The following is a 26,091-nucleotide window of genomic DNA, read 5'->3' as shown; positions in this document are numbered from 1 at the left end:
CTGTGCGAAGTCCCCAGTTTCGGCGCGATTTGGGGCTTGGCAAGGCGCAGGGCTTGGGCTAACCGGCGCGCTCGCTTCGACCGGGGCCACTGGCCCGACAAGCGCACCCTGAATGCGGAGAGGTGGCAGAGAGGTCGAATGCGCCGCACTCGAAATGCGGTATAGGGGAAACCCTATCGTGGGTTCGAATCCCACCCTCTCCGCCACCTAGTCCTCCCTATCCCAGACATGTGAGAAGCTGGCCTACAAAACCGCGCAGTTCTGCGGGGTTTGGCGTGTGAACCGGTAGTGCGAAGAGCGGTCAGGAGAGAGAATTTCTGCCCTAATGGCCGGTTTTCTCCGTGCGCCTTTTGCGAGGTACCGGATTGGGTATTTGGCGCGATTTGGAGGCATTCCCTGTTATTCCCGCAAAAACAGGGCAATTTTCACCGCCCCCAGGTGCTGCCGATCCCAGATTCTATTGGAGAAGCAGAGAGTTGCTTATTGCGCGGGCTTCGCCTGTTTCCGAATAACAGGTCGATGAGCACATCTGGCCAAGCCATATGTACGATCCTTTGTCAATAATGGCTATAATTCAATGGGTTGTGATGCTCGGTGAATTATGCTCTAACCGAGTCGCACCTGGCCCCAAAGGCAGGCAAAGGTGAGCAGCACGAGGATCATTCGGATCCGTCGAGCAGCAGGATGAAGAGCTCAGCCGCATTGCGGCTCGTAGCCCTGTGTCATCCGGTTGCCGACATCCGAAGGAATCTTCCGATGACTACCTCCATACGTACCCGCAGGCGCAAGCTCGACCTGCAAGACACACCCTCGCCGCGAGCCATAGAAGCGAGCCGGCCCAACGACCCCAATGTTGGACTCGAACTCGCTATTGAGTACCGGCCAACCGATGAGCTGACACCGCCCAACCGGCGGCTGCGCAGGGCAAACAAAAGACGAGATACTGCAAACCGCGCCAAGGTGCGATCGTACGGACTGAATCTTCCGATGATCGTCGATACCGACGGTCAGATCGTCTTTGGATACGGGAACTGGCTGGCTGCTCGGGATCTGGGGCTCGAACGGGTTCCGGTCATCTGTATCACGCACCTCACGCAGGAACAGCTGCGGCTCTACGCCATCGCCGAGACGAAGATCGCTGACCTGGGTGAGTGGGATGAAGACGCGCTGCGGCTTGAGTTCAAGGAACTGAGCGAACTCGATCTGGGCCTCGACTTCAATCTCGAGCTTTCCGGCTTCACGATGAGCGAGATCGATGACCTGCTGATCGAGCCGGATGAACCCGGGGATACTCTCCCGGGTCTTCCGTCACGCCCTCCGGTTTGTGTCCCCGGGGACATCTGGCAGTTGGGAGACCACCGGCTCTACTGCGGCGATGCGCTTGATGTGCAGAGCTTCATCACGCTGATGGGCGAAGAACGCGCTCAGATTGTGATCAGCGACGCGCCCTACAATCAGCCTATGCGAAACATCTCTGGACGGGAGCGCGAGGAGTTCGCGATGGCGTCAGGCGAGATGAGCCGAGAAGAGTTCACGACCTTCCTGCGCACATCCTTTGATCTCATGGCGCGCTACAGCGTCGATGGAGCAATCCATTACCAGTTCATGGACTGGCAGCACCAGCGCGAGATGCTCGATGCAGGCGAAGCGGTCTATTCGCAGCTGCGCAACCTGGTGGTGTGGAACAAGGGCATGGGCGGCCAGGGTAGCTTCTACCGTTCGCAGCACGAGCTCATTTACGTATGGCAGGCAGGGGAAGAATCGCCGATCAACAACTTCGGCCTGGGCGAGACCGGCCGGTATCGTACCAATGTGTGGGACTACCAGGGTAACAACTCGTTCCATGCATCCCGCGATGATGAACTAGCCCTCCACCCGACCGTGAAGCCGGTTGCGTTGATCGCCGATGCGCTGCGCGACTGTTCGCATCGTGGAGGCATCGTGCTCGATGCTTTCGGTGGGTCTGGCTCAACGCTGATGGCGGCTGAGCTTACCGGCAGGCACGCCCGGCTGATCGAAATCGATCCTGGCTATTGCGACGCGACGATTGAGCGCTGGCAGGCCAAGACCGGCCAGGAGGCCGTGCATGTCGAAAGCGGCAAGGGCTGGCGCGAGATCGCCGAAGAGCGCGGGGTGGCTCTTGCTGTACCCGGAAAAGCTGACCGGGAGGAGGTGAGCAATGACTGATCAACCTCCCAAGTCTGCCAAGAAGGCAGCCAGCAAGCCGGTTCGCGAGCGCAAGCGCGCAGCGAAGGCCAACACACCCAAGCGCAAGTCAAGCGCGGATGGTTCGTCCAAGGACACCCGCTTCCAGCCAGGCCAGTCGGGCAATCCCAACGGGCGTCCGCGCAAGGAGCGCTCGTTTCAAAAACTTTTCGAAGCTGAACTCGATAAGGAGGTCCAGATCACGGAAGGGGGAAAGACGATCAGGCTGACCAAGCGTGAACTCATTGTCTTGGCCACAGTCAACAAGGCAGCAAAAGGCGACCTAAAGGCGGTCGACAAAGTGCTTAAGCATGATGCTTCTCTCAAGGGCGATGGCAGCGATGAGCAAGCCGTGGTTCCATTGGCAACAGTGCTCGGCTTCCTGACCCGTAAGGGCGGGACAATTGAGAACGAGGAGGATGGCAATGACTGATGCTGCAGAACTTGTCAGCCTGCCGCTTGAGATCGCGAACGCAATGATCCGCGAGGACTTCCCGACATTTCTGGCACAAGTGATGGCTGAGCTGGAGCCGGGGACTGACTACACGGAGAACTGGCATATTGAGGTGATGGCGAATGCGCTGGAAGACGTGAGGCGGGGGGAGACCCTCCGCCTCATGATCAACTTGCCGCCGCGTGGTCTCAAGACGATCATTACCAGCATAGCCTTGCCGGCCTTTATCCTCGGTCATGATCCAACAAGGCGGATCATGTGCGTCACTTACAGCCAGGAAGTCGCCAAGGCCCAGGCGGTGTCGTTCCAGCGCGTAATGCGTTCGGGATGGTTCCGCCGAGCCTTTCCCGCCTGCCGCTTTCCGGTCCATAACCGCCAGCTCGAATGGCAAACCACGGTGGGTGGCTTTCGCCTTGCGACGTCTGTCGAGGGCAGCATGCTAGGGCGCGGAGCAGACTTCATCATTCTCGATGATCCCAACAAGGGGCAGGAGATCTTCTCAAGCGTTGCGCGCAACAAGGTCATCAGTACTTGGGATAATGTCATCTCAACCCGGCTCAATCATCCGAGGGAAAGTGCGATCATCTGCGTCATGCAGCGCCTGCACGAGGAAGACCTCGCAGGACACTTGCTCGAACAGGAGGAGTATCGCCAGATCCTGATACCCGCGATTGCGATCGAGGACGAACGATGGGACCTGGGTAATGGCCGAATTCACTTTCGCGCCAGTGGCGAACCGATCCAGCCCGATCGCATGGATCATCGCGAATATGAGCGGCAAAGGCGGATCATGGGTGATCTCACCTTTAGTGCGCAATACCAGCAGCAACCTGTGCCGGACGATGGCATTGTCATTCGTCGCGACTGGCTGCGCTACTACGAAGAGGAGCCGCGAGAGTTCGAGACCGCGCTCGTGAGCTGGGACACCGCATCGACGCTGGGTGAGAATAGCGACTGGTCGGTGGGTACTGTGTGGGGCTTGCACCGTGGCCAAATCTATCTGCGTGACGTGATCCGCATGAAGATGGAAAGCCCAGAGCTGACGCACCTCATCGAGGACACGCATTGCGCCTATGGCAGCGACCTGACGCTGATCGAGGATGGTGACCTGGGCCGGGCGATCGCGCAGTCGCTGCGCAGCAGCTCGAGGCTGTGCCGGCCGAGCATCGTCAAACCCAGGCTGGCCAAGATCGAGCGCATGCAGGCCCGGGCGGTGCTGTTCGAGACGGGCAAGGTGCTCTTCCCCCGTGAGGCACCCTGGCTTGCGACCTATCAGCAGGAACTGCTCGGCTTTCCCAATACGCGTCACGATGACCAGGTCGACAGCACCAGCCAGGCGCTTCAGTGGTTCCAGCGCCGGCTGCGCCAGGAGATGGCCGCTGAGCGGCCTGCAGGAACGCGGCCAAGGGGCGATCGTCGGCCTCAAGGGTTGCCGTTCGAGCCGGGTAGCCGCCGATAGCCATCACTGTCAGCTTGAGGGCCTCATGGGATGTCGATACGCTCCCATCCAAGCCAGTGAGGCTCTGGCTCGCCATTGAAGTAGCGCTGCATCGCCTCGCACACGAGCGCGAAGGTCAGGAAGTAGGAGGGTTGCTGCTTTGCTGAGAAGATCCTTGATATCAGCGGATCGTCTCCAGTCATTGCGGCCGCATCGGCAGATTGAAGCATCGCCCGGAAATGCGCGTCCTTGCTGCCTTCCTGTTTCTCGAGTATCCAACGATCCCCCTGGCACAGGCACTGCATGAAGTGCTTGGAGGATCGCTCGATAATTACGAAGCGATCAACCCGCGCGCTTTGCGCAGCTTCGAGCGCGTCCGGAACGTTCTGAATGCGTGGATAGTAACGGCCACCAACCAGGATGTAGGGCCCACTATCTCCGCTCTGGGTTTCGTCGGCAAAAAGCCGCCAGATCTTGGATGCGGAGGAACTGGTAAAGATCAGCAGGGATTCTCCATCGCTCCAGGCAAAGCGCTCTGGGCGGACAGGAGAAGGAGCCTCGTTTCGCTTCTCTGGGGGTCCTGGGGATCTGGAAATATTGCTCATGGGTGGTCTCCTTGAATTAGCGCAGCACCATGCTGGTCCCACCACCCAAAGCCCCGAATATCGCGTGAGTTAGCATTCGGGGCGCCTTGATCGAGGCATCAATCCTCAGTCGTCCGGCATGAACAGCAATGCTTGCTTTGCAGCTGAAGTCCAATGGAAAGTGACCAATCAGGCCAAGTATCTGCGCAATGTCTGAAATGCGCCCCAATCCAAGACGTAGGCTTCCGATTTCTTAGTTCCCAAAAGCGGACCTTCTCTGCGGCCATTCCGGCCAAGGAGAATGAAGATGACATACTCTCAATACGACCCATCTGCGCAGAACCGTGTGCCATGGAATTTTGGAGCCAAGATCGGCCCAAAGCGTCCGTTCAATCAGAAACAGATCTGGGCGATCCGGTTCTTTCTCGACCGCGAGAAACGTATTCGAGATCGAGCCCTCTTTGATTTGGCGATCGACAGCAAGTTGAAAGGCTGCGATCTTGTCGCGCTTAAGATCGGTGACCTGGTTGTTGGCCCGGAAGTCAGGACGCGGGCGACGATCACTCAGCAAAAGACCGGCCGACCAGTTCAATTTGAAATCGCATCAGACGCCAGAGCCAGCTTGTTCGCTTGGCTCGAACGCCGAGCAGGTGGAGTCGAAGACTTTGTCTTTCCGAGCCGCATCGATCACGCGCGACATCTCAGCACTCGCCAATATGCTCGACTGGTCGATGAGTGGGTTGATGCGATAGGTTTGCGGCCGGAAGAATACGGAACCCATTCGCTTCGCAGAACCAAAGCCTCGATCATCTACAAAGCGACAGGCAACATCAGGGCGATTCAGATCCTGCTCGGGCACTCCAAGATCGAGAATACCGTCCGCTACCTGGGCGTCGACATAGAAGATGCCCTCACCTTAGCCGAGAAGACTGAAATCTGACTACTGTTGGGCGCCAGCTCGCTATGGGCTGGCGTCCGCTTTTGGGTGGAAAGCGGACAGACGACTCCGTCAGTCAGTTCAGCAGCCGCAGGATCCATTCATGGGTGAAGAGCTTCCGATTGAGCAGGAAGCTTTGCGCGGCACGCTCCCCCGTGGTAATTGTTCCGTCTGGGGAGGCAGCAAATGGGGCACTTACTCAAGCTTGCAGCGGCACTTTTGCCGGCATTTTTCGCGTTTGCATTTCTGGTCCCGGTGATTGATCAAAGTATGCAGGCGCTCGCAGTGACACCTCCCTTTGGCCTGTCGACGCTTACATTCGCACTCATCGTTGGCGGTAGCTGGGGTCTAATCGCTCAGGCAACTGGGAGGTGGATATGAGCGCCGAGGCCCGCGAAATGCCTGCTAACCTTGCCGGTCTAAGCGATAGAGACTTGCGTCGGCTCGAACTCGAGGTCGCGAAGAAATATGCAGGCCGCGTCCCATGGGAATGCGTTATCTGGGCGTTCGGCAACATGGCGGTATGGCTTTCGCTCTGGCCGCTGGTGTTGCTGAATGTGATCCCGCTGTGGCTCGGTTTCGTTATCGCGACAATCAACATGACTCTCGTCTATCTTCCCACTCACGATGCCCAGCACGACATTATCGCCCGTAAGGGGCAGCCGCTTCGATGGCTCAACGAACTGGTCGGACACGCCACAACCTGGATGATCATCTATCCCTTCAATGTCCTTCGCGTGACGCATATGGACCATCATCGGCATACGAATGACGACGAGCTCGATTGCGATATCAGCTCACGCGCTCCGGGGCCCTGGTCGGCGATCTGGGAAACGGTCAAACATCGACAACCGAATGGCACGCGCGGCCAAGATTACCTTCGAAGCCTCGCTCGCAACGGGCGCGACGACCTGATCGCGCTGGTTATACTCTATCGGCTCGTTTTCGTTGTAGTCCTGGGGATAATCGCCTGGAACGGCCTGGCATTGGAGGCGCTGTTTCTGTGGTGGCTCCCCTACCAGATCGGCATGACCTACATCTTCTTCTTCCTGTCATGGGCGCCGCACCATCCCATGGATGAGCAGGGTCGCTATCGTGACACGCGAAGCTGGAAATCCAAGCTGGGCAATATCGGGTCCATGGGGATGCAATACCACATCGTGCACCACCTCCACCCCTATATCCCACTTACTGATACGCCATCGGCCTATCGAGAGATGCGGCCGATCCTCGAGGCGAGGGGCTGCCAACTAGGAGAAAACTAACGTCCAGCCTCGCGGCTGGCGAATGTCCGCAATTGGGTGGAAGGCTGACATTCCTTCATCCAGACTGGCAGCGACGAAACCTCAGTGGCTATGCTCTGAGGAAGCAAATAGGATTAGTTCGACTCGCTCTTGGCCTTCGACATAGGCATCATGGCCCGGTGGAATTTCAAAGAAGTCGCCAGGTTTGATCCTTGTCTCAACACCAGTCTCAACCATGCGAACATTCAGGACGCCGTTGATGCAGTAGCCAGTGTGATGCATCGGACAGGTATCCGGTGATCCCAAAAGGGGCTTTTCGTCCTTTTCCCAAGTCCAGCCTGGTTCGAAGATCGCGTGCATTCCCGTATGACCCAAGCCAGTGTTGATGATTGAAATGCCACCAGCGTGCTTCATATCGAGCTGTTCGTCGGGATTCTCGAAGCGCAGAACTTCAATGCTATTTGACATATCGTGTCTCCTCTTCTTCTGATGCTGAAGAGCTACCAGATGTCGTCCGGGCAAGCTTGAAGATTTCATGAAGAATGCTTGAAATCTTGCAGCCGAACGGTGGCTGGTCGGTCGTTGCCAGCCGGTCCGCTTTTATCTGACGAGACAGTAAAGTTGCCTGTCCGCTCCTGGCCCGTCACTCTAGCCTGCAATTAGCCCGCTTATGGGTGGGGAGCAGCCATAAGTCGTTGTCGGCCAGCGGTCAGGCCCCGATTATCATTCGGGACCTTTTGCCCGTAAGTCTTCGAACAAGAACCGCTACTCCAAGTGAAATGGCTAGGACTGCAATCCAGATGACCGGCACGGTTATAACGTGCATCCAAACCGGAGTGATTGTGACGCCAAGCCCGATCAGTGCTTCGATCACGACTACAAATACTGCCACGTGAAGAAAATAGATCGCAAAAGCGTATGTCGCCAACATTTCCAGCCAGCGTGGTTGCCAGCTTTCATGCGCTTTCAGCCATAGTAGCACTATGCAGGCAAGCGTCATTTTCTGAATGTAGGAAATGCTTTCATACCAATTTATCGGTCCTTCCCATTGCTCACCGGCGATCACGAGCGGACCCACATATGCTTCGAATATCAATGTCGTTGCGATGCTGGAGACAACGACGACAGCGATCAGTGGCAAAAGGTAGAGGCGCAGCTGCGCCATTCGGTTGTCATAATCCGCGCCAAGCCAAATTCCGAAAGCGTAAGGAGCCATGAAGACGACCACGTTTTGCGGTGAATTGTCAGGAAAGGTGCGGCTAAGGAACAATGGAACCACCATTGCAGCCGCTATTAGCCAAGTGCCCCATGATTGAGCCACGATCCAGTCGATCAACGGGGTTAGGGCGAAGAGGCCAATTAGAACCGGGATGTACCAAAAATGAAACGACGCGCTACCAACGAAAATATTGTGCATCGCTTCTCGAAAATACTGATTCATGCTCCCAGTGAATAATTGGATGCCTTCAAAATCCGAAAATGCAACGTACGTAAAAATCAGGCTAATAAGCACATAAGGGAAGACCACATTCAGCGCCTTGCCCCGAAAGAAATTGTACCATGTGCGCCCTGCCAGGACTGTGGAATAAAGAAGGCCCGAAATGAGCGCAAAGAAGATGGTTCCGTTATGAGCAATGGTCTCAAAGACCGCAAACAGCATCATATAATCTGACATATCGGGGTCGGTGCCGAGGCGATACATTGTAGTCCCTGCGACGTGCACGAGTACGATCAACATGATCGCCACTCCCCTAAACGCATGCAAATGGCCGATAAATCGGCTGGCGGCCTGCCCTTTGAGGCCACCCGCTCGCGCTACTTCACTTTTGCCCAATGTCAGCCCCCCAGCATCACTGCGATCTGAGTAGCAGCAATAAGCGATGTTCATAGATGTTTATCTGGCAGTGACTTTCACAGTTGTGGCGCAACATCCGCTAAGTTGTCGTTAGCTGCCGGTCGGCTTTCGGGGGACAGCTTTTCCAGTTCGAACGTCTGGGAGTGGGGTGGGAAGCGGACATTCGAGTATTTCGAATTGAATCTCATTTCTTGATCGCGAACCGTCGTTCCCCACTTTTCCGGTTCGCGCCGAACCACACTCGACTGGCGATAATCGCTTAGGTAGCGCCGAGAATCTGTCCGGGCACCGGGCCGTCCTGTCCCTTGCGCATAGGTTGTAACTGCCAATAGGTGAGCGAGCGCCACAGCCACTCGAACGGGCCGAAACGGAAATACCTGAGCCACAGGACGCTCCAGCAGGTCTGGACCGCAATGATTACCGCCCAGATCGTATAGAGTTCGATCCGCGCCAACTCGTTGTAAAGCCCAAGCCCAAAGCCAAAGCTGTAGAACAGGGTTGTGCAGATCATGGTCTGCGTCAGATAGTTGGTCAGCGCCATCTGCCCAGCTGAAGCAAGCCCACGCTGGAGCAGTTTGAACACGCCAAGCCTGATCAACACGAAGATAAGACCGATATGGCCCGCAACCATTGCCAGCCGACTGATCTCGTATGTCTGGTTCGCCTGCGCATTGGCAACCGGCCCAAAATCGCCTGAAACGAGAATTCCATACTCGTACAGGCCAAGGGGGATACCAACCGCATAGCCGCCCACCATCATGCCCAAATAGAACTTTGCCGGCCAATGTGCGGCCAGCACCCTCCATTTCAGCAGCGCCATCCCGATGAGCATGAACGGGATCATGTCAAAGAAGTACCAAAACGGCGCGTGCGTCCACTGGAAATCATAGCTGAAGGAATATTGCCCGGTAACAGCTTCCCAATAGGAACCATTGTGCCAGCTTTCGAACATTGCAGTGGATTCGGGGGTTGGCACGGTCTCGAGGGCTTTCGCGTTCCAAGCCGCAAGCGCCATGGTCTGCTGGTCGTCAAGCGTCCCGCCGACTGCCACAATTGCGTTGGCCGCTTCGACCTGCCCTTCAAGTTCGACCAGTTCGTAGTATTCCTGATTGTAAATCGCACCCGCAATGAAGAGAGCAGCGATCCCCATGCCCAATTGGAGCTTTGCTGGGAGTTTGCGCAAGGCAAAGAGCAGGAACCCGCAGATCGAATAGGCGAACAGGATTTCGCCGGTCCAGAGCAGCAGCGTCCAGTGAATGATCCCGAAGATCATCAGCCACGTCATGCGACGGAAATGAATTTCGGCGGTCGTCAATCCCGCCCCCGCTTGCTCCATCCGTTCCGTCATGAGCACGATGCCGGCGCCGAAAAGCATGGAGAAGATACCACGCATAGTGCCTTCGAAGCCGACATTCATAACCTGAAATGCCAGCAGGTTTAGATCGCTCGTGCCGCCCGAGGCATAGGGATTATAATAGCCTTGGAAGATTAAACCGAACGCTGAAATGTTCATCATGAGGATGCCGAAAACGGCGATCCCGCGCAGGATATCCAGCGAATCTATGCGATCCACCTTAGCGACAGGCGTACTTCCAATCGCGCCACTAACAAGCGTAGTCATAGGGTCCCCAGTCCCCGAGGCAGGATAGGCCGCGACCCCATTGCCCCGCCACGTCTCCCCGGTCCAACGGCGTGGCTTCCAAGACCTACGCATAAAGAAAGATGAGCGCAACATTCTCGACGGGCGACGCGCCAACCCCTGCCACTGGAGTACTTCATTGGCATACGCAGAACCTCTTACCCACCCTGCGACATTTGGAATACCTTCGTGCTTTCCGGTTCGCCCAGGTTTACGTCAGCGCGCACAAGCTCGGCCTTGCCGCGCAGGGTCAGCCGAGTGGCGAACCTTGTGCTGCTGCTGGCGCAACTGGGCGTAAACTGCCGGGGCGCATAGGAGGTGTAGATCTCGCAGGCTCAATTGGTCCTGCTGTCAGACTGCTCACGCAACGCGCCCAACATTTATCTTCGCGAATTGCGCAACCGCGGGTTAGTCAAAATTAGATACGGCGAGGTAAACATCGCCGATCGTGACGGGCCCAAGTGATTTTCGGCTAAACCTGAATTGCACCGGCTCGAATGTCTACAATTGGGTCGTTAGCGGGTGGTCCGCTTTTAGCTAGTGAGCAAGGAAAGCGGCCTGTCGGCCTTCAGTTCGAACTCGGACTATTTCGCCAAGGGCGACGTTCATGGTATTCCTCTTAAAAACAGGGGGAGAAAATTGATGCGCAAGATTCTTGGCCTGTTGCTGTGCCTTATTTTGGTCGCTTGCTCATCCAACCACGGCCTAAGCCCGCGCGAAGGTTATGTCGAAGTTGATGGGGGCAAAATCTGGTATCGGATCGTAGGCTCTGGAGACGCTACTCCTGTGATCCTGATGCACGGAGGGCCCGGTGCCTCGAGCCATTATCTTAAGGAGCTAGAGCGGCTTGCTGTCGATCGTCCGGTGATTTTTTACGACCAACTCGGCTCGGGCAAATCGGATCGCCCAAAGGACCAATCGCTGTGGACGACCGAGCGCTTCGTCAAGGAGCTCGGACAATTGCGTACGGCTTTGCACCTCCGGAATGTCCACCTGTACGGCCATTCCTGGGGCTCAATGCTCGCGATCGAATACATGCGTACAAATCCCGCGGGGGTCAAAAGCCTGGTGATGGCGAGCCCTGTTCCCAGTACTTCGCGCTGGGAGTCCGATGCCGACCGCCTGATCCTAGGCCTACCGCAGGAGATGCAGGACTCAATCAGCCGCCATGAAGCGGAGGGAACAACCGATTCAGAGGAATACCAGGCTGCGATGATGGAATATTATCAGCGGCACCTATCGGTTTCCGATCCTTGGCCGGATTACCTGGTGGAGACCTTCGAAGACCTCAACGGTGACGTCTACGGCTATATGTGGGGGCCGAGCGAATTCAGCGCGACTGGAACGCTCAAGTCCTTCGAGCGCGAGGATTTCCTGCCGCAAATCAAGGTGCCGATTCTTTGGACCGCCGGGCGCTTTGACGAAGCCACTCCGGAATCTCTAGAGCACTACCACAGCCTCACTCCGGGTTCCGAAATCGCGATCATGGAAAACAGCGCGCACATGACCATGGCGGACGAGCCCGAGGCCTATGCGAAGGTCGTAAGCGATTTCCTGAAACGGGTGGATGAAGCGCGCTGATATTGCTGGTCGTATGTCCGCATATGGGTCGAAAGCGATCACTGCCCTGGACGTCAGCGGCGAGATCGCAAGCCGTGACCGGTCTCGCGGTCTTCCGTTGCTGAGGCTTCAATTCGGGTTTATGAAAGACACGCAATTTGGGAGGTATGCTATGACCGTACGCCTTATGCTTCTTGCTGCGACCGCGTTGCTAATCTCATCATGTGACACCCAAGAAGAGGATGCGAACAGCACATCCTCAGAGGCTGCTGCTAGCGTTGCCAATTCCGCCGACGAGGATGCTATCCGCAGCCAGGTCGCTCGATGGCTCGAACTGATCAAGTCGAAGGATTCGGCTGCCATTGCCCAGATGTATACCGAAGACGGTGCCTTTATGCCGCCTAATGCGGCCATCGGAATAGGCCGGACAGCGATTGAGCAGAACTGGGCGGCGATGATGAACACGCCAGGCTTTGAACTCACGTTCGCTCCGGAGCAGATAGTTGTGTCATCGTCAGGCGACATGGCTCTCGATCGTGGGACATATAGACTGACTGTTGCGCCCGAAGGCACGGAACAGGTCGACACAGGAAAGTATGTAGTCGTCTGGCGGAAGGTTGGTGGCGAATGGAAAGCCGCCGCAGACATAATCAACAGCGACCTGCCCGCCGGGGGAGGCTGACCCGGTATAACGCTCGCTGATCGCCAATGTCCGCAATTGGGTGAAAAGCGGACGATACCGCCCGATCAGTTTGCGAACATCGTTCTTGCTAAGCTTCCTCGCTCGTGGGAATGCTTTTTGAACCAGTCGGAGGGGGCGATGCCGTATAAAAAGGCTTGGCTTTTTGTGTTGGCGTTGCTCGCGCTTACATTTGTAGCGTTCTGGCCTAGCTATCTCAGTAAGCATTCGGGAGCTTTGTTGGCTCATCACGCGCACGCTGCCAGCGCAGTGCTTTGGACGATCCTCGCGGCACTGCAGGCGTGGTCGATCCATCATGACCGCTGGTCGCTGCACCGCACCGCGGGCCTTGCGGTGTTCGCGCTTTTCCCTTTTTTTCTGATTGCCGGAATGTGGGTTATCCATGTCGAAGCGACCACGCTTGCGGGCGGACTGAGTGCCCCGGAGAACGTGGGCATCGCTCAGTTCGGCTTCTTTGATCCGCTGGCCAATATTGGTTACGCGGTCATGTTCTGGGGTGGGTTGACTTATCGCCACAAGGTACAACTCCATTCGCGCTATATGTTGGCAACAGTGATGTTCGTTGTTGCGCCGGTATTCTGGCGGCTACTCGTTGGTTATGTGCCCGGCTTTGGCGATGATGAAGTGGCCTTCGACTACCCATTCGCCATCGGCAATCTTGGTGCCTTCGCTATTGCGATCGCACTTTATTGGCAGGCACCAAAACATGGCCGGCCATTTCTGCTCGTCGCGGCAATCATTGCTGCGCAGGCGATTCTTTACCTTACGGTCGGCAGGCTGCCCGGTTGGGCCCCGATCTTTGCGTCCGTCGCTAAAATCGACTTGTCTCTTCTTCTCGTGGTGACTGGCATAGCGAGCATAGGCATCAGTTGGCATGGATGGGCGGCGGGTTCGCGCCGGAAAGTCGACAACGAGATAGTACCGGCAGTGTGACAATCGGCCAGGCACTGACCTTACAAACAAACGTCCGCAATTGGGTCGTTAGCTGACCAACCGCTTTCAGCTGATAGCCTGTCAAAGCGGCCTGTTTGCCGCTCTCAAGGCCGCTACTGGGTGTGGGAAAGCGGAGAATGGAAATGGACCTTGGTCAGCTGCTAGCCGTCTCTGGAGGGAGGGGAGATAGATGCTCGTGAACTGCAACCCATCGATCGCCACGCCTGTGGAAGACGATTGTCTCACGTTCCATCAAGATCGCATCGCCGTCATTAGTGGTGATTTCCGTCCGGACGTCATGGGACAAGATCGCTACTGCACCGAACAGTTGGACGCGCTGGTTTGAACTCTTGCAGGAGCGCACACGGAACCCAAGATCGCGCCGCCATGTCGCCCACTCAAGCTCATAAGCTCGACGATCCTCGAGACGCCGTTGCGTCGTATGAAAGATGAACGTCGCGTCGGATGCGAAAAGCTTGAAATAGGCCTCTGGATCATCTCGCCCGAACGCTGACACGATTGCCCTTGAGGCATCGACGACTGCATTCGTATGGTCAACCTCGCGGGCCTGGGCATTTGAGGGAGAGCTTGCACAGACCATCACTGCAAGTGCAGCCCAAATTGCCAATCGGTAGATCATGCGCTTTCCCCTTGAAGTCCCCCGAATACGAACTCCGGTTTGCTGACGTTAGCCGATCAACGCCATGTCAGTAAGTGGGTCGGAAACCGAATGTCTGCTTTGCTCATACCGGAGCCGCATTGCAGACATTCCGCTAACGGCCCAGTTTCTGCCAAAGAAAGGCCCCGCACGCCTTGGAGGCGGCGGGGCATCAGGAGAGGGATCAGAATGTCCGAGCCCTTCGGGTCGCGATATCTGCCTAGGTTGTGATTGTGACGAACCGGAGAAGGGGTGTCGTTAAAATCGCGTGACCGCGATGGCGCAGTTGCTGGCATGCCGGCTCTACTTTTGCGCTAGCATCCTGCGTGCTTGCTCGCTCCAGTGGGGCGCAATCGCACCCGTCGCCAGTAGCGCCTTGGCATCGAGAGCAGCGGGCGCTTTGCCTGCCAGGATCGCTTCGAGCACTTGCGGCGAGAGAAAGGCAAGCCGAGCGACGCGAGTGATCCAGGACACACTTACGCCTTCCTTGATTGCGAGCCGGGTGGCGTCGACCTCGCCGCGCGAGAGAATACCCCACCATTGATGCGCCTGAGCCAGTAGCCTCAGGAGCGTCGGGTCTGTGCTGCGTGATCCAGCCAAGATTCCGCTGTCATCCACCAGCCTGAGTGATTGCCCCGAGCGGGTCAGCCGAACGTTTGCCATGTGTTTGATCGTCGCTGGCGGATCGGAGCCAAGGTGCAGCTCGAGCATTTCAGCGAGCGCCTGGGCCGAGATAATAAGCTCAAGCCGATGGGGATGGATCGTCACCCGATTGACGAGGGGCTTGATCGAAGAGCGACGGAGGTGACCAAGCTCGCCCCGCAATTGCTCGAGCCTGCTGGATACCCTGGCATATTGGGCGGGCGCGATGTCGATCTTCAGTTACTGGGCGAGGGCGAGCGGGTCAGCGAGTGCCTTCGCCAGTTCGCTGGCGACGGCCTGCTCGATCTCCTTGGCAGGTATCCGCATGCTGTCGTGCATTGAACTTGCGGCATCGTGATGCGCAGACTTTGAGACATAGTAGCGATACCGCCTGCGGGTAGTTGTATCTCCTTTGGCGCAGGGCTTGCTGGTATGTACCGGGATCAGTGGCTCTCCACCGCTATCGAACAGCTTACCTGCAAGGAGGGCGGTGCTGGCCTCGCGCGCCGTGCGTATGCCGCGGACATTCTCCGTCAGCTGCTGCTGAACCGCCTCCCACTCTTCGCGCGGTATGATTGCGGGATGATTGCCGGGATAGACCTTTCCCTTGTGCGCGATGTCTCCTGCGTAGATCGGATTCCTCAGGAGATGATAGAGCTTGCCGCGGGTGAAGGCGCAGCCGCCATAGCTCTTGCCAGTGGCAGTCTGGCGCCTAGGTGTTCTGATCCCTTCGCGTACCAGCTCTTCTGCCACGAGCCTCACATTGCCTAGCCGGCGATAGCGCGCGAAGATGTCGCGAACGATTGCGGCATGCTCCTCGGCAATCCTGAGGCTGCGCCCATCAGGCTCATAGCCCAGCGGCGGGGTGCCTCCCATCCACATGCCCTTGGCCTTGGAGGCGGCAATCTTGTCGCGAATACGCTCGGCAGTGACTTCGCGCTCGAACTGCGCGAAGCTCAGCAGCATGTTCAAGGTCAACCTTCCCATGCTGGTGGTGGTATTGAACGACTGGGTAACCGAGACAAAGCTGACCCCTGCTTCATCGAACGCCTCGACCAGCTTGGCAAAATCCAAGAGCGAACGCGTCAACCGGTCGACCTTGTAGACGACGATGATGTCGATCCTGCCTTCCTTCACGTCTGCCAAGAGGCGCTGGAGGGCAGGGCGCTCAAGCGTACCGCCCGAGATACCGCCATCGTCATAGAAATCGGGGAGGAGTTTCCAGCCTTCCGATACCTGGCTTAGAACATAGGCGCCGCAGGCCTCGCGCTGGGCATCGAGCGAGTTGAAGTCCTGCTCGAGACCTTCTTCGGATGACTTGCGGGTGTAGATTGCACAGCGGATGATTTTGCTCATGCTGCCTTCTTCTTATGCTGTTTGAGTCCGAAGAAGGCAGGGCCTGACCAGCGTGTGCCGGTGATTGCCCGGGCGAGGCTGCTAAGCGAGTTCCATGTCCTGTCGTTCCAGCAGATCGCACCATCATCTCCGATAGTGACCACATGCAGCACGCCATTCCATTCGCGCATCAACCGCATGCCGGGTTCGTGCCTGCGGGTCTTGGTCTTGCCCGCTGCGAGCTGATCGAGTGTCTGCTGCACCTGTCGTGACAGGCCTCCATGGACCGCGGCTTGCACCTCCCATGCCAGCGCCAGGCGCAGCAGTGCGGCGCTTACACGCGGGACTGGCCGACCCGTAAGGTCGGTCCATCTCGCCCGCAGCTGCGCCAGAGGCATCGCCTCCAGCGCAGCCAGTTCATGCTCGAGATCGCATTTGCCTCGTTGCGTCATCAATCCGTTTCCGCGATCCGGTAGCAGGTGACGTCATCGCGCCTTGACTTCACGATCGTGTGGCCCTTCTTCCTGAGGCCGGTCAGGACAGCGCGTGCCGAATGCGGCTGCCAGCCTGTCGCACCGGTCATCTCGGCCAGCGTGGCGCCTTGTTTGCGCCCGAGCATGGCAATGACCTGTTCGATCTTGCTGGCGGGGCGAGGTGCTGACGCCTCCTGTTTGGGTGCGGCTGCGGCGATTGTTGCAGTTTCTTGCTTTGACTTTGTCTTTGCGGTCATGGCAGTGTTCCTTGTTCCGGAGCAGCGTAATTGCTGCTTCCACCACCCAAGGCCCCGGCACGCGCTTGGCGTTGGGGCAGCGACCATCATCAGGGCCGCGATTCAGTAGCGACAGCAATGCTTGCTTGGCGGGCTAAGTCCAATGGAATGTGCGTGAACGGCTCGGGAAAGCAGCAATCTGCGCATCATTTGCGAACTCTACCCTCTTGTGCTTTTTCGGAGTTGAAATCAGATAGGGTCAGGATCTGAAACCGGGGGCACTTCATGACCATGGAGCCACAGGAGCTATCGGCCTCAGCCTGCCGCGATGCCCGAACCTTGCTTGATCTCACCCAGGAAGAGCTCGCATCAGCGGCAAGTATCAGCGTCTCGACACTGCGTCGCTTTGAGCGCGGCGAGCCGATCAGCGACTACGCGAAAAAACAGATCCTGGCAGCGCTCGAAACGCAAGGTGCGACATTCATTGGCGCAAGAGCGTTAGAGCAGGTTGGCGGCGTCTGGCTTGAAGAATGATAAAGCGATCTATGTGAAGTGGGCCGCCGAGCTGAATTCGCGCGGGACTGACACCACCGACAAAAACCAAGCGAATATTTGCAAACTGTACGGTACACCAATTTATCGGCGTGAGATACGCAATGACACTTACTGTAACAAACCATTCCGGCGCGCCACAGCTATTGCCTGGGTGCGATTGTTGACCTGAAGCTTGTCAAAAAGGTTCTTCAGATGGAAAGCGACCGTATTGGCGCTGATGCCGAGCGCCCGAGCAATATGCTTGTTCGTGTTGCCCGCGCTCAGCATCACCAGAAGTTCGCGTTCGCGATTAGTCAGCGCCTGCGTGCTGAATTGCACGGATTTCGTAGTGGGGGTAATGATCCAGCGCGCTTGAGGAATATTCATGGATCCCGAAACACGCCGGAGATAGGCCTCGTCGCACCCTTCGAGCAGCGCCTGATTGAGTCCGTCCACGCAAAGCTGCTGCTCGGCAACAAGGTTGTCGGCGAAGGTCCGCACGTAGTTGGCCGTTTCACCTTTCGCCAAGGCCAGCGCCAGCCTTTTTGCCGCCCGCTTCTGCATAGCTTGCGCTGCAAGCGCTTTGGCGTCGAGGATAAGGAACTTGATGAGTTCAGCCCGGCGACCGGAACGTTGCGCCTGCTTGATATAGGGGGCGATCAGCGTGCGAGCGGATTCGGGTTGCCTATCCGCTATTCGGATCAGAATGATGGCCTGTGCGGCAACGCTGCTAACGCTTAAGGAAAGCATCGACTGTTCCATATTCTGAGCTCCGGCCAGCTTCAGAAGCTCGCCTTCAACCTCGTGCGCCTCGGCGATCTTGTCGGCGGCCAATTGGATACCGATGCGTTCTGCGAGGACCGCTATCAGCAAACGGGTGCAGCCTTCGCGCCGCCCTATGACTTCGGCCTCGGTCAGTATTGACAAAGCTTCCGCGGGTTGCCGACGGATTAGCGCCAACCTTGCCATGGTTAGGTGATGGTCGATCAGCGGACCGACGATGGAGAGCCCGCGAATGGCATTGGCCGCATTGCGGATTGCATCCTCCGCTTCTGAAATCTGATCCCATTCGTAGTAAATTGCGGATAGCAAGTCCTGCGGCGCGGAGTAGGGATGATTGAACTGCTCGATTGCGAGATTGTTCGCGCGGAGAAACGCATCGCGCGCGGCATGAAGCTCGCCTGCTTCCTGCCACGCGAATCCATGAAAAATTTCTGCGTATATCGCGGCGAGAACAAGACCTGCCTCGCGGTGTATCTCAAGCGCAAAAGAGGCTAACCGATGCGCTCTGTCGAAATTCGCCGTGACGACATTGGCATAGGAAATGCAATTTAGGATGATTCCTCGCTGGAACGGCTCCAGATCGTCAAAATGTCCGGGGTCGACACCATTTAGTGCGGCAATCGCAGCAGTGTTGTCGCTAACATTGTCGGCGGCAGCCTGGAGGACGAAAAGGTCGCGCATCAAAGGGTCTGGCGCCATTCCTTTATTGGTCAATGCCTCTGCATCGGTCGGGAATCGACGCCGAATTGCCGCGATCCGCCTTTCGGCGGCGGCGATGTTCCGTTGGAGTATTTCGGTCCAACCATAGGCGATTTGCAGTTCCGCATTGTCTGCCAGCATCTCCGGCGGTAATCTATCCAGCCAGTCCTGGAGACGATCGAACTGGCTGAGGATAACCATTTGTCTCCAAGCTGCCTCCAGGCTGCTGGCAGCTTCTGGCCACATTTCCGCGTTGAGCGCATGAGCCACACAATGGTCATACATTCGACGTTTCGCGAACCAGATGTAAGAGCGTCGATTGAGCTCGTGGACGCTTTTGAGCCCGCGAGTGGATTGTTTGCGGAGGAGGAAATCCTGAAAGAGGGCATGGTAGCGGAACCAGCCTTCTTCGCTTGCGAGAGGTTCGACAAACAAATTCAATTGTAAAAGAGTGGCGAGCATGGAGCTACTGTTGTCAATCTCCATGACCGCATTGCACAACTCTGCGTTGAGTATTGTCAAATGGGCAGTGTCGGACAGAAATTGCCGGATCGGTCCGTCGAGGCTTTCCAGCACATCGCGTGCCAGAAAGTCGAACAGGTCGGAATCTGCATTCGGTGCGCGCTCCAGAAAACGCGTAGCACTCCCCAGTTGTTGCACTGATATCGCCGAGGCCTGGAGGGCCAAGGCCCAGCCTCCGGTATACTCAACAATCGAAACGACCTCAGCGCGGGACATTGGGGTATCGGTCAATCGATTCATGAGATGAATCGATTCCTGTAGACCAAAGCACAAGTCGCGCGTCCCAAGGCCTGTGACCTGACCGCGTACTCGATAGGCTGCGATATCGACACGGGGTACGGTGCGGCTCGCAATCATCAGCGTGAAGTTATCTGTCGCTCGTTTCAGGATCGACTGCAGGATCGCATTGACTCCACTGGTTTCCGCTGCGTGAAAATCGTCAAGACACAGCACCACCAGGGTCGACTTGGCGGCGATTTCATTAAAAAGCGCAGCAAGCACGGCGTCGACCACATTCGTTCCGCCGTTGCGTAACCAGGCGAGCGCTGTCTTTCCGATCCCGGCCTGCGCTGTTTCGAAGCTGAGGATCACCGATTCAAGGAAGCTGTACGGATCTCTGTCCTGCTCGTCCAACGAGACCCATGCAACGATGGCTCCTTGCGCGACCGCGTGATCAAAATACTGAAGCATCGTGGTAGTCTTGCCATAGCCAGCGGCGGCAAACAGCGTGCAGACGACACCCTCTTGCGCCTTGCGCAATTGCGCAGTCAAGTCTGGTCGCTCCACCATATGTCGTGGCCGGCGAGGCGGCCTAAGCTTTGCCGGCCCTCTGACAAACGTACCATCCATATTGACCGGCCCCCACTGAGTGGTCCGCGTTGATTGTTAGTGCAAGATTGCCTCCGGCGCCATGGCTGAAGTCTTTTGCCAACACGACCTAGCATGAGCTTGGATCCACGTGCTCGCCTCACTCGAAACCTACCCATCCATGTAGTTGTCCATTTTGACGCCCATCCCCAACATTTGCGCAATAGTCGTCAAGCGAACGACAGTGATTTAGGAGAGTGAAATTGTCTAACACGTCGGAATCAAACACAGACGGTCGGAGTTTCCTGCGGCAGGGAAGATTGAGGTCGCTGGTGTCATGGTTGACGATTGCCTCAGCGATGACGGCCAATCAGGCACAGGCTCAGGAGCAGAGGCAAACTGGGGACGTCGTCCCCGAAGCGGTTAGCGTCTCTCAAACAGAAGAGGTCACTGCAGGCGGATTGGATGTCATTGTCGTCACGGCGCAGAAGCGTTCGCAGAATCTGCAGGATGTTCCCGTCTCGATCTCAGTCGTGACCGGCGCAACGATCCAGAAGCAGGGAATCGAGCGGATGGACGCGCTCTCAAACACTGTACCCAATCTGCAGGTAAACCAGGCGACAATCGGCGACCGAATCAGCATTCGCGGACTCGGTTCGGGTGACCAGGCGGGCTTCGAACAATCGGTCGGAACCTTTGTCGATGGCGTATTCCGCGGGCGCGGCGTGCAGAGCCGCTTCGCATTCATGGATATTGCTGCGGTCGAAGTGCTGCGCGGGCCGCAAGGGACGCTGTTCGGCAAGAACACTATCGCTGGTGCACTCAATATCACCACCGCGAAGCCGACCAGCGATTTCAAAGCCAGAGGCTCGCTCGGCTACAATGCCCGCTTTCGCCGCGTCGACGCGGATGGATTTGTGTCGGGGCCGCTGACTGATACATTGCGCCTGCGTGGCGCGTTTCAGATGCGCGACACGAGTAAGGGCTGGGTCCGCAACGGGTTTACCGGCGATGATTATCCCGATTCCAGGGAATGGGCTGGACGGATTAGTGCCGAATGGGATGCTGGCCCTGAAACGCTGGTCAGCATGCGCTATGAGCACGGCGACTGGAAGAGCGTGGGAGCACCGTTCGAACACCTCGTCGCGGGTGCGCTGGCGGCGGTCGGCGTCGAGGATGTTCGCGATTATACGATCAACACCGCCGATATCGATCCGCTCACCGGTGAGATCGATCCGGTGCAGGATTTCGGCTCGCTTCAGACCATGAGTGGCAATCTCGATGAAGCGCGGCTGACGATCGAACACGGCTTCGCAAATGGTGGCATGTTGACCGCACTCGGCTCCTTCTCGCGCTACGGCTTCCAACGCGCGATCGACGCCGACCTGTCGCCGCTGGCACTAGTTCGCTTCGACGACGCAGAACGGATGGACCAGCGCACGCTGGAAATCCGCTATGCGTCCGATACCGGGCAGGCGGTCGACTACATTTTTGGCGGGTTCTATCTCGACGCGGACCTAGTGGCCGAGGGATTGACCCCGGCCAGCATTTCAACCTTCTACGCGCTGACCACGGCGGGCTGCGCTGCGGGCGATCCGCTGGTGGACGCGGGCGTTGCCTTTGCTTGCGCTTCGCAACAGGCGCTGGCACCTCTAGTCGGGCTAGGCGTGATCGGCGTGTCGCGCTATGCCCAGCTCACCCAGACGACCCAGTCGTGGGCTCTGTTCGGCCAGACAACGGCCAATCTGTCAGATAGCTTCAGGGTAACCGGGGGGCTGCGCTACACTAATGAAGCGAAGACCGCCCGCCAGCTGGTCCATGCCGCCGATTATATTGAAGGCGCGACCGCGCAAACCACCAATCCGCTCACGATAGTGGTTGCCGAACAATTGCTCGAATTCACCACGCATGACTTTCAGGGACTGCGCCGCCGCGAGGGCAATCTGACCTGGTCGGCTAATGCCCAGTGGGATGCGAGCCCGGATGCGATGCTCTACGGTTCGGCGTCTTCGGGCGCGAAAGCGGGTGGGTTCAATTCCTTCTACACCGGCCACGCGGCGGGTGCTGGAGCCTTGCGTGAAAGCGCCGATTTTGAAGGCGAAAAGGCGCTGGCGTTCGAACTGGGGGCGAAGACCTTGCTGCTCGATGGTCTCGCCGAGGTCAATCTCGCCGCATTCTACACCAAATACAGCAATCTCCAGGTCGCGGTGTTCAGCGGCAACACCACTTTCAACGTCGAAAACGCCGCCAGCGCCAAGACCAAAGGCATCGAGCTCGATTCGCGCTGGCGCGTCGCCGATGGACTGCTGATTACGGCGGCGGCCGCCTATACCGATTTCAGCTTCGACAATTTCCCCAATCAGGCCTGCACCAATTCGCAGTTCCTGGCCTTCAGGCAGGCTCAGTTCGACGGGGCGCTGGGGCCGGCCGCAGCGGGACTGACCGCCGCCGATTGCGCGGCGGCCGGAATCAACGATGTCAGCGGGCGGACTACCGTCGACAGCCCCAAATTCTCCGCCTCGCTCAATTTCGATTACGAACACCATATCGGCTCGATGGTGGCCGGGTTCAACATCGACTACAGCTTCAAAACCAGCGCGTTCCGTCAGGGTGACCTCGATCCGATCCTGAAGACAGGCAATACCCAGCTGCTCAATGCTGTGATCAGCATTGGGCCTGTTGTTGGGCCGTGGACGCTCAGCGTGCGCGGCAACAATCTCCTTGATACTTACGAGATTACCGACGGCAACGACATCCCACTTTCGTTCGGCTCGCATTTCGGCCAGATTCTGCCACCTCGCAGCGTCACCTTCACCGGTACTGTTCGTTTTTGAGCCATTATTCTTGCTTGCCACTGTCGTTCTGTCGGCAGCGGACAGGTGCGCGGTCGCGAGCGTGCTTACCCGCGGTTAGCGCGAGATCATGAAAGCACGCAGCATGACCCATTCAGACGAGATCATCCTTCACAGCTACGACATTTCACCCTTTTCGGAAAAGGTTCGACTGGCGCTGCGGTTCAAGCAGCTCGCTTGGCGCAAGGTCGATGTAGCGCCGATCATGCCGCGGCCCGAACTGATGACTCTGTCTGGCGGCTATCGGCGCATTCCGGTGCTGCAGCTTGGTGCCGACATCTTTTGCGACACGCAGGTCATACTCGAGGAGCTCGAACGTCGATTTCCCGCTTCGCCGCTGCTGTGGCCGGGGATCGAAGGGCTGGCGTCGATGATTGCCACTTGGACCGATTCGCGCTGGTTCATGGCCAGCATCGGGCTGATCTTCGGTACCATGGGCGATCAATTCCCGCCGGAGTTTCACGACGACCGACGCGCGCTGATGGGCGACCGTTTCGATGTCGAGCGCATGCGCGCGACGGTCATAAACAACCGTGAGCAATGGCGTTGTCATCTCGCCCGGATCGAACGTCAGCTAGTCGCAGGCAAAACTGGCGCAGGCAGACCTTGGTTGGCCGGCAACGTGCCCAGCCTGCTCGATGTGCATGCCTATATGAACCCATGGCTGATCCGCGCGATGATGCCCAACTTACTCGCCGATTGTCTAGAATCGTTGCCGAATACGGCGCGCTGGATGGCGCGCATCGATGCCGCGAGCGAAGATCATGCGACGTCGATTGATGCGAGCGAAGCCCTGGCAATTGCGGGACGGCATGCACCGCTGGCGCATGCTGCTGCGCCAGATATTGAAATCGAAGGCGTCGCGCGCGGCGACTTGATCGCGGTCGCGCCCGACGATTACGGTATTGAATGGGTAGAAGGGCGTCTTGTCGGAGCCTCTGAACAGAGCATCACTTTGGCCCGCGAGCACGAGCAATTGGGTATCCTGCATCTTCATTTCCCAAGGATTGGTTATGTGCATCGTCTGCTGTCATAGTAGTGGCTGGCGTCGGAGATGTCAGTCGGACGAGCTTGCTCCTACCTGACGTCTCCCTTGACGGGGTGTTGTCAAAGCAAACGCACCTGATTGAAAAGTGAGCCGGTGAGGGTAGGGCTCACCCATGCCCAGACCACGCAAACCAACTATAGCCCATTCAGGTATTTCAACTCTTCGCCCGAGATCATTCGGCTCGCGTTGCTGATGTATGTGCGGTTTCCTTTGTCGTTGCGGAATGTGGAAGACCTGCTGTTCGAACGGGGCATCGACATCTGTCACGAAACTGTTCGGCTATGGTGGAACCGGTTCGGTCCGATGTTCGCCGCTGACATCCGTCGACAGCGGGTCAGCCGGATGAAGGGTTTTCGTCACTGGCGCTGGCACCTCGACGAGGTCTTCGTAAAGATCATTGGCGAGCGTCACTATCTGTGGCGAGCGGTGGATCACGAGGGTGAAGTCCTGGAAAGCTACGTCACGAAAAAGCGCGACAAGGCTGCGGCACTGGCATTCATGAAGAAAGCCCTGAAACGACACGGCAAGGTGGAGAAGATCGTTACGGACGGCATGCGATCCTATCCGGCGGCGATGAAGGAACTTGGCAATCAGGACCGTCGTGAGATGGGGCGTTGGATCAACAATCGAGCGGAGAATTCGCACTTGCCGTTCCGACGACGTGAGCGTGCCATGCAACGATTTTGGCAGATGAAGTCGCTACAGAAATTCGCTTCAGTTCACGCCTCCCTCCACAACCACTTCAGCCAGGACCGCCATCTCACTGATCGCCAGACCTACAAGCTTCGCCGCTCGGTCGCCCTTGCCGAGTGGCAAAACCTCATGGCCTGAACGGGCGCTGGGGAAGGGCGAACTCTGCCAAGTGGAGAGCGGTTAGCGTTAGACTGACAGCAACCTATTTGACAATTTTTGAGATTTCTCCATCCCGCCTCCTCTCCAAGATCACATTCTCTCGCGCTGACAATTCTTCGGCCTCAGATGGAATTTGATCGAGGGCCTGCGAAACGAAAATGCCAACCATTCTGAGATCCAACGCATCTGCCGCAATGAGGCATTCGCGCAGATCGGATCGAAGTTTTTCTAGTGAAGGGGATGAGTCCATAGTTCAGTTTACTACGCATGGTCTGACGCGCAAGAGCGTGAAGATTTTGCCAAGGCTGTCGGGTAAGGTCCAGGTTGACGAGTGGTCGTTAGGCGGAGATCGGCTGGCGACTGCAATTGCCTCTTTGATACCGTCTGATGTCCGGTATCCGGCACTGCTTGTCCGCTAACGCCCCATCAGCATACAATCCGGAGAGTGAGAAATGCGCCATTGAAGGTCTGGACGATGGGAGGTGATCGGCTCAAATCCTTGCTCGACCCAGTGACCGAGATTAAGTTATTTTGGTTGCGGTTACATCTGGCCATTATGAAGTGGACAAATTCCGTCTGGTGGGTTCTCATTGGGACTATGGAATGTAGTTGGGACGAAACATTTTTAAAATTGCGTCCGTGTCGACTCGAGAGAGGTAAAGAGCAATGGCAGATCAGCTAGATTGCGAACTTTGGTTTCTTGAGTTGAGCGAACTGCTTGAATCTTGTGAGACCGCCCAAGAGGTTGACCAGGGTGAAATTCTGACGAACCTATTTTCGCTTTGCCTCATGGCGCCACAGGAGTGGTCGTACCTATTTGAGCCCCGTCCATCCCAGCAAGCATTTGACGCTCATATTAGAGCGGCTGCCTACATCGATGGAGCAATTAGTCTTTTAGGCGACGACACTGGCTTTATGTTGAGTAAGCCTCCCCGCGAGCATGCAATTGCATCCATATTCTTGCCAGGAGTCGATGGAGAGATTCACGCCGAAGGAAAGACAGAAGCCATCGCCTTAGCGGCGGCGCTTATGACGGCTGTATTCCGTCAGGTTGGAGCGACTGTGGACTTTTAGCATTAGTCCCGGGCCGCCAACTGCTAG

Annotated in this window: 23 protein-coding genes and 1 tRNA gene; 14 read left to right on the top strand and 10 right to left on the bottom strand. The window is 57.2% G+C overall.

Annotation, left to right across the window (positions count from 1 at the left end; genetic code table 11):
* Positions 1-116: 116 nt before the first annotated feature.
* From ACX3VQ_RS09565 to terL, 4 genes are all read left to right on the top strand, one after another.
* Positions 117-206 (top strand) — tRNA-Ser (locus ACX3VQ_RS09565).
* Positions 207-756: 550 nt separating this feature from the next.
* The gene (locus tag ACX3VQ_RS09560; protein WP_462580842.1) at positions 757-2,187 is read left to right on the top strand and encodes a DNA modification methylase; all 1,431 of its coding nucleotides are present in this window, start codon (positions 757-759) and stop codon (positions 2,185-2,187) included.
* Complete coding sequence (locus tag ACX3VQ_RS09555) at positions 2,180-2,638, top strand: DUF5681 domain-containing protein (protein ID WP_462580840.1); 459 nt, start codon at positions 2,180-2,182, stop codon at positions 2,636-2,638. Before ACX3VQ_RS09560 ends, ACX3VQ_RS09555 begins: the two co-directional genes overlap by 8 nt.
* 43 nt (positions 2,639-2,681) lie before the next feature.
* Positions 2,682-4,118 (top strand): phage terminase large subunit, encoded by a 1,437-nt coding sequence (gene terL, locus ACX3VQ_RS09550; protein WP_462580838.1) that lies wholly within the window; start codon positions 2,682-2,684, stop codon positions 4,116-4,118.
* Between the two features lie 23 nt (positions 4,119-4,141).
* Here the strand turns inward: terL and ACX3VQ_RS09545 are convergent, their stop codons facing one another.
* Positions 4,142-4,702, bottom strand: coding sequence for a hypothetical protein (locus ACX3VQ_RS09545; protein ID WP_462580835.1), 561 nt, complete (start codon positions 4,700-4,702; stop codon positions 4,142-4,144).
* A 286-nt stretch (positions 4,703-4,988) separates the two neighbouring features.
* Between ACX3VQ_RS09545 and ACX3VQ_RS09540 the strand changes: the two genes are divergently transcribed.
* Positions 4,989-5,621, top strand: coding sequence for a tyrosine-type recombinase/integrase (locus ACX3VQ_RS09540; RefSeq protein WP_462580834.1), 633 nt, complete (start codon positions 4,989-4,991; stop codon positions 5,619-5,621).
* A gap of 374 nt (positions 5,622-5,995) precedes the next feature.
* Entirely contained in the window at positions 5,996-6,883 is an 888-nt protein-coding gene (locus ACX3VQ_RS09535; RefSeq protein ID WP_462580832.1) for a fatty acid desaturase, read from the top strand.
* An 81-nt stretch (positions 6,884-6,964) separates the two neighbouring features.
* Here ACX3VQ_RS09535 and ACX3VQ_RS09530 read toward each other — a convergent pair whose 3' ends face one another.
* The 3 genes from ACX3VQ_RS09530 to ACX3VQ_RS09520 all read right to left on the bottom strand — a co-directional run bounded on the left by ACX3VQ_RS09530 (position 6,965) and on the right by ACX3VQ_RS09520 (position 10,452).
* Positions 6,965-7,330, bottom strand: a complete 366-nt coding sequence (locus ACX3VQ_RS09530; protein WP_462580831.1) for a cupin domain-containing protein — start codon at positions 7,328-7,330, stop codon at positions 6,965-6,967.
* 241 nt (positions 7,331-7,571) lie between these two features.
* Positions 7,572-8,750 (bottom strand): acyltransferase, encoded by a 1,179-nt coding sequence (locus ACX3VQ_RS09525; protein ID WP_462580830.1) that lies wholly within the window; start codon positions 8,748-8,750, stop codon positions 7,572-7,574.
* A 226-nt stretch (positions 8,751-8,976) separates the two neighbouring features.
* Positions 8,977-10,452 carry a DUF418 domain-containing protein gene (locus ACX3VQ_RS09520; RefSeq protein ID WP_462580829.1) on the bottom strand — a complete coding sequence of 492 codons (1,476 nt, stop codon included), beginning with the start codon at positions 10,450-10,452 and terminating at the stop codon, positions 8,977-8,979.
* Positions 10,453-10,896: 444 nt separating this feature from the next.
* Here ACX3VQ_RS09520 and ACX3VQ_RS09515 point away from each other — a divergent pair, with 444 nt between their 5' ends.
* The 3 genes from ACX3VQ_RS09515 to ACX3VQ_RS09505 are packed head-to-tail and all read left to right on the top strand — an operon-like array spanning position 10,897 to position 13,549.
* On the top strand, positions 10,897-11,937 hold the full coding sequence (locus tag ACX3VQ_RS09515; RefSeq protein ID WP_462580828.1) for a proline iminopeptidase-family hydrolase: 1,041 nt from the start codon (positions 10,897-10,899) through the stop codon (positions 11,935-11,937).
* Positions 11,924-12,598, top strand: a complete 675-nt coding sequence (locus ACX3VQ_RS09510) for a YybH family protein (protein WP_462580826.1) — start codon at positions 11,924-11,926, stop codon at positions 12,596-12,598. Before ACX3VQ_RS09515 ends, ACX3VQ_RS09510 begins: the two co-directional genes overlap by 14 nt.
* Before the next feature lie 36 nt (positions 12,599-12,634).
* Positions 12,635-13,549 (top strand): hypothetical protein, encoded by a 915-nt coding sequence (locus ACX3VQ_RS09505; RefSeq protein ID WP_462580824.1) that lies wholly within the window; start codon positions 12,635-12,637, stop codon positions 13,547-13,549.
* A 154-nt stretch (positions 13,550-13,703) separates the two neighbouring features.
* On the opposite strand, the gene ACX3VQ_RS09500 is transcribed toward ACX3VQ_RS09505, so the two are convergent.
* From ACX3VQ_RS09500 to ACX3VQ_RS09480, 5 genes are all read right to left on the bottom strand, one after another.
* Positions 13,704-14,189 carry a YybH family protein gene (locus tag ACX3VQ_RS09500; RefSeq protein WP_462580822.1) on the bottom strand — a complete coding sequence of 162 codons (486 nt, stop codon included), beginning with the start codon at positions 14,187-14,189 and terminating at the stop codon, positions 13,704-13,706.
* A gap of 321 nt (positions 14,190-14,510) precedes the next feature.
* Positions 14,511-14,918: a hypothetical protein gene (locus ACX3VQ_RS09495; protein WP_462580821.1), complete on the bottom strand. Its 408-nt coding sequence runs from the start codon at positions 14,916-14,918 to the stop codon at positions 14,511-14,513.
* 171 nt (positions 14,919-15,089) lie between these two features.
* Positions 15,090-16,205, bottom strand: coding sequence for a recombinase family protein (locus tag ACX3VQ_RS09490; RefSeq protein WP_462580819.1), 1,116 nt, complete (start codon positions 16,203-16,205; stop codon positions 15,090-15,092).
* On the bottom strand, positions 16,202-16,636 hold the full coding sequence (locus ACX3VQ_RS09485) for a DUF2924 domain-containing protein (RefSeq protein WP_462580818.1): 435 nt from the start codon (positions 16,634-16,636) through the stop codon (positions 16,202-16,204). The genes ACX3VQ_RS09490 and ACX3VQ_RS09485 overlap by 4 nt, the downstream gene beginning before the upstream one ends.
* Positions 16,636-16,914 (bottom strand): DUF3489 domain-containing protein, encoded by a 279-nt coding sequence (locus ACX3VQ_RS09480; protein ID WP_462580817.1) that lies wholly within the window; start codon positions 16,912-16,914, stop codon positions 16,636-16,638. Before ACX3VQ_RS09480 ends, ACX3VQ_RS09485 begins: the two co-directional genes overlap by 1 nt.
* A 264-nt stretch (positions 16,915-17,178) precedes the next feature.
* Between ACX3VQ_RS09480 and ACX3VQ_RS09475 the strand changes: the two genes are divergently transcribed.
* Positions 17,179-17,427 carry a helix-turn-helix domain-containing protein gene (locus ACX3VQ_RS09475; protein ID WP_462580815.1) on the top strand — a complete coding sequence of 83 codons (249 nt, stop codon included), beginning with the start codon at positions 17,179-17,181 and terminating at the stop codon, positions 17,425-17,427.
* A gap of 129 nt (positions 17,428-17,556) precedes the next feature.
* Here the strand turns inward: ACX3VQ_RS09475 and ACX3VQ_RS09470 are convergent, their stop codons facing one another.
* Positions 17,557-20,202, bottom strand: a complete 2,646-nt coding sequence (locus ACX3VQ_RS09470; protein ID WP_462580813.1) for a LuxR C-terminal-related transcriptional regulator — start codon at positions 20,200-20,202, stop codon at positions 17,557-17,559.
* Between the two features lie 368 nt (positions 20,203-20,570).
* On the opposite strand from ACX3VQ_RS09470, the gene ACX3VQ_RS09465 reads away from it, so the two are divergent.
* From ACX3VQ_RS09465 to ACX3VQ_RS09450, 4 genes are all read left to right on the top strand, one after another.
* Positions 20,571-23,072, top strand: coding sequence for a TonB-dependent receptor (locus ACX3VQ_RS09465; protein WP_462580811.1), 2,502 nt, complete (start codon positions 20,571-20,573; stop codon positions 23,070-23,072).
* 88 nt (positions 23,073-23,160) lie between these two features.
* Positions 23,161-24,126, top strand: a complete 966-nt coding sequence (locus tag ACX3VQ_RS09460) for a glutathione S-transferase family protein (protein ID WP_462580810.1) — start codon at positions 23,161-23,163, stop codon at positions 24,124-24,126.
* A 105-nt stretch (positions 24,127-24,231) separates the two neighbouring features.
* On the top strand, positions 24,232-24,969 hold the full coding sequence (locus ACX3VQ_RS09455) for an IS6 family transposase (RefSeq protein WP_462581201.1): 738 nt from the start codon (positions 24,232-24,234) through the stop codon (positions 24,967-24,969).
* Positions 24,970-25,656: 687 nt separating this feature from the next.
* A complete protein-coding gene (locus ACX3VQ_RS09450; RefSeq protein WP_462580808.1) occupies positions 25,657-26,064 on the top strand; it encodes a hypothetical protein in 408 nt (135 codons plus the stop codon).
* Positions 26,065-26,091: the final 27 nt, after the last annotated feature.

Source organism: Altererythrobacter chaiwopuensis (genome assembly GCF_054957735.1).
Note: the sequence above shows the minus strand (reverse complement) of the source record. Positions and strands in the feature narration are given on the sequence as shown.

Coding starts and splice junctions, on each gene's coding strand:
- ACX3VQ_RS09555 (WP_462580840.1), top strand. CDS start 2,180: ATGACTGATCAACCTCCCAAGTCTGCCAAGAAGGCAGCCAGCAAGCCG.
- ACX3VQ_RS09530 (WP_462580831.1), bottom strand. CDS start 7,330: ATGTCAAATAGCATTGAAGTTCTGCGCTTCGAGAATCCCGACGAACAG.
- ACX3VQ_RS09510 (WP_462580826.1), top strand. CDS start 11,924: ATGAAGCGCGCTGATATTGCTGGTCGTATGTCCGCATATGGGTCGAAA.
- ACX3VQ_RS09450 (WP_462580808.1), top strand. CDS start 25,657: ATGGCAGATCAGCTAGATTGCGAACTTTGGTTTCTTGAGTTGAGCGAA.
- ACX3VQ_RS09535 (WP_462580832.1), top strand. CDS start 5,996: ATGAGCGCCGAGGCCCGCGAAATGCCTGCTAACCTTGCCGGTCTAAGC.
- ACX3VQ_RS09525 (WP_462580830.1), bottom strand. CDS start 8,750: ATGAACATCGCTTATTGCTGCTACTCAGATCGCAGTGATGCTGGGGGG.
- ACX3VQ_RS09500 (WP_462580822.1), bottom strand. CDS start 14,189: ATGATCTACCGATTGGCAATTTGGGCTGCACTTGCAGTGATGGTCTGT.
- ACX3VQ_RS09485 (WP_462580818.1), bottom strand. CDS start 16,636: ATGACGCAACGAGGCAAATGCGATCTCGAGCATGAACTGGCTGCGCTG.
- ACX3VQ_RS09460 (WP_462580810.1), top strand. CDS start 23,161: ATGAAAGCACGCAGCATGACCCATTCAGACGAGATCATCCTTCACAGC.
- ACX3VQ_RS09475 (WP_462580815.1), top strand. CDS start 17,179: ATGACCATGGAGCCACAGGAGCTATCGGCCTCAGCCTGCCGCGATGCC.
- ACX3VQ_RS09545 (WP_462580835.1), bottom strand. CDS start 4,702: ATGAGCAATATTTCCAGATCCCCAGGACCCCCAGAGAAGCGAAACGAG.
- ACX3VQ_RS09560 (WP_462580842.1), top strand. CDS start 757: ATGACTACCTCCATACGTACCCGCAGGCGCAAGCTCGACCTGCAAGAC.
- ACX3VQ_RS09480 (WP_462580817.1), bottom strand. CDS start 16,914: ATGACCGCAAAGACAAAGTCAAAGCAAGAAACTGCAACAATCGCCGCA.
- ACX3VQ_RS09520 (WP_462580829.1), bottom strand. CDS start 10,452: ATGTTGCGCTCATCTTTCTTTATGCGTAGGTCTTGGAAGCCACGCCGT.
- ACX3VQ_RS09540 (WP_462580834.1), top strand. CDS start 4,989: ATGACATACTCTCAATACGACCCATCTGCGCAGAACCGTGTGCCATGG.
- ACX3VQ_RS09490 (WP_462580819.1), bottom strand. CDS start 16,205: ATGAGCAAAATCATCCGCTGTGCAATCTACACCCGCAAGTCATCCGAA.
- ACX3VQ_RS09495 (WP_462580821.1), bottom strand. CDS start 14,918: ATGCTCGAGCTGCACCTTGGCTCCGATCCGCCAGCGACGATCAAACAC.
- terL (WP_462580838.1), top strand. CDS start 2,682: ATGATCCGCGAGGACTTCCCGACATTTCTGGCACAAGTGATGGCTGAG.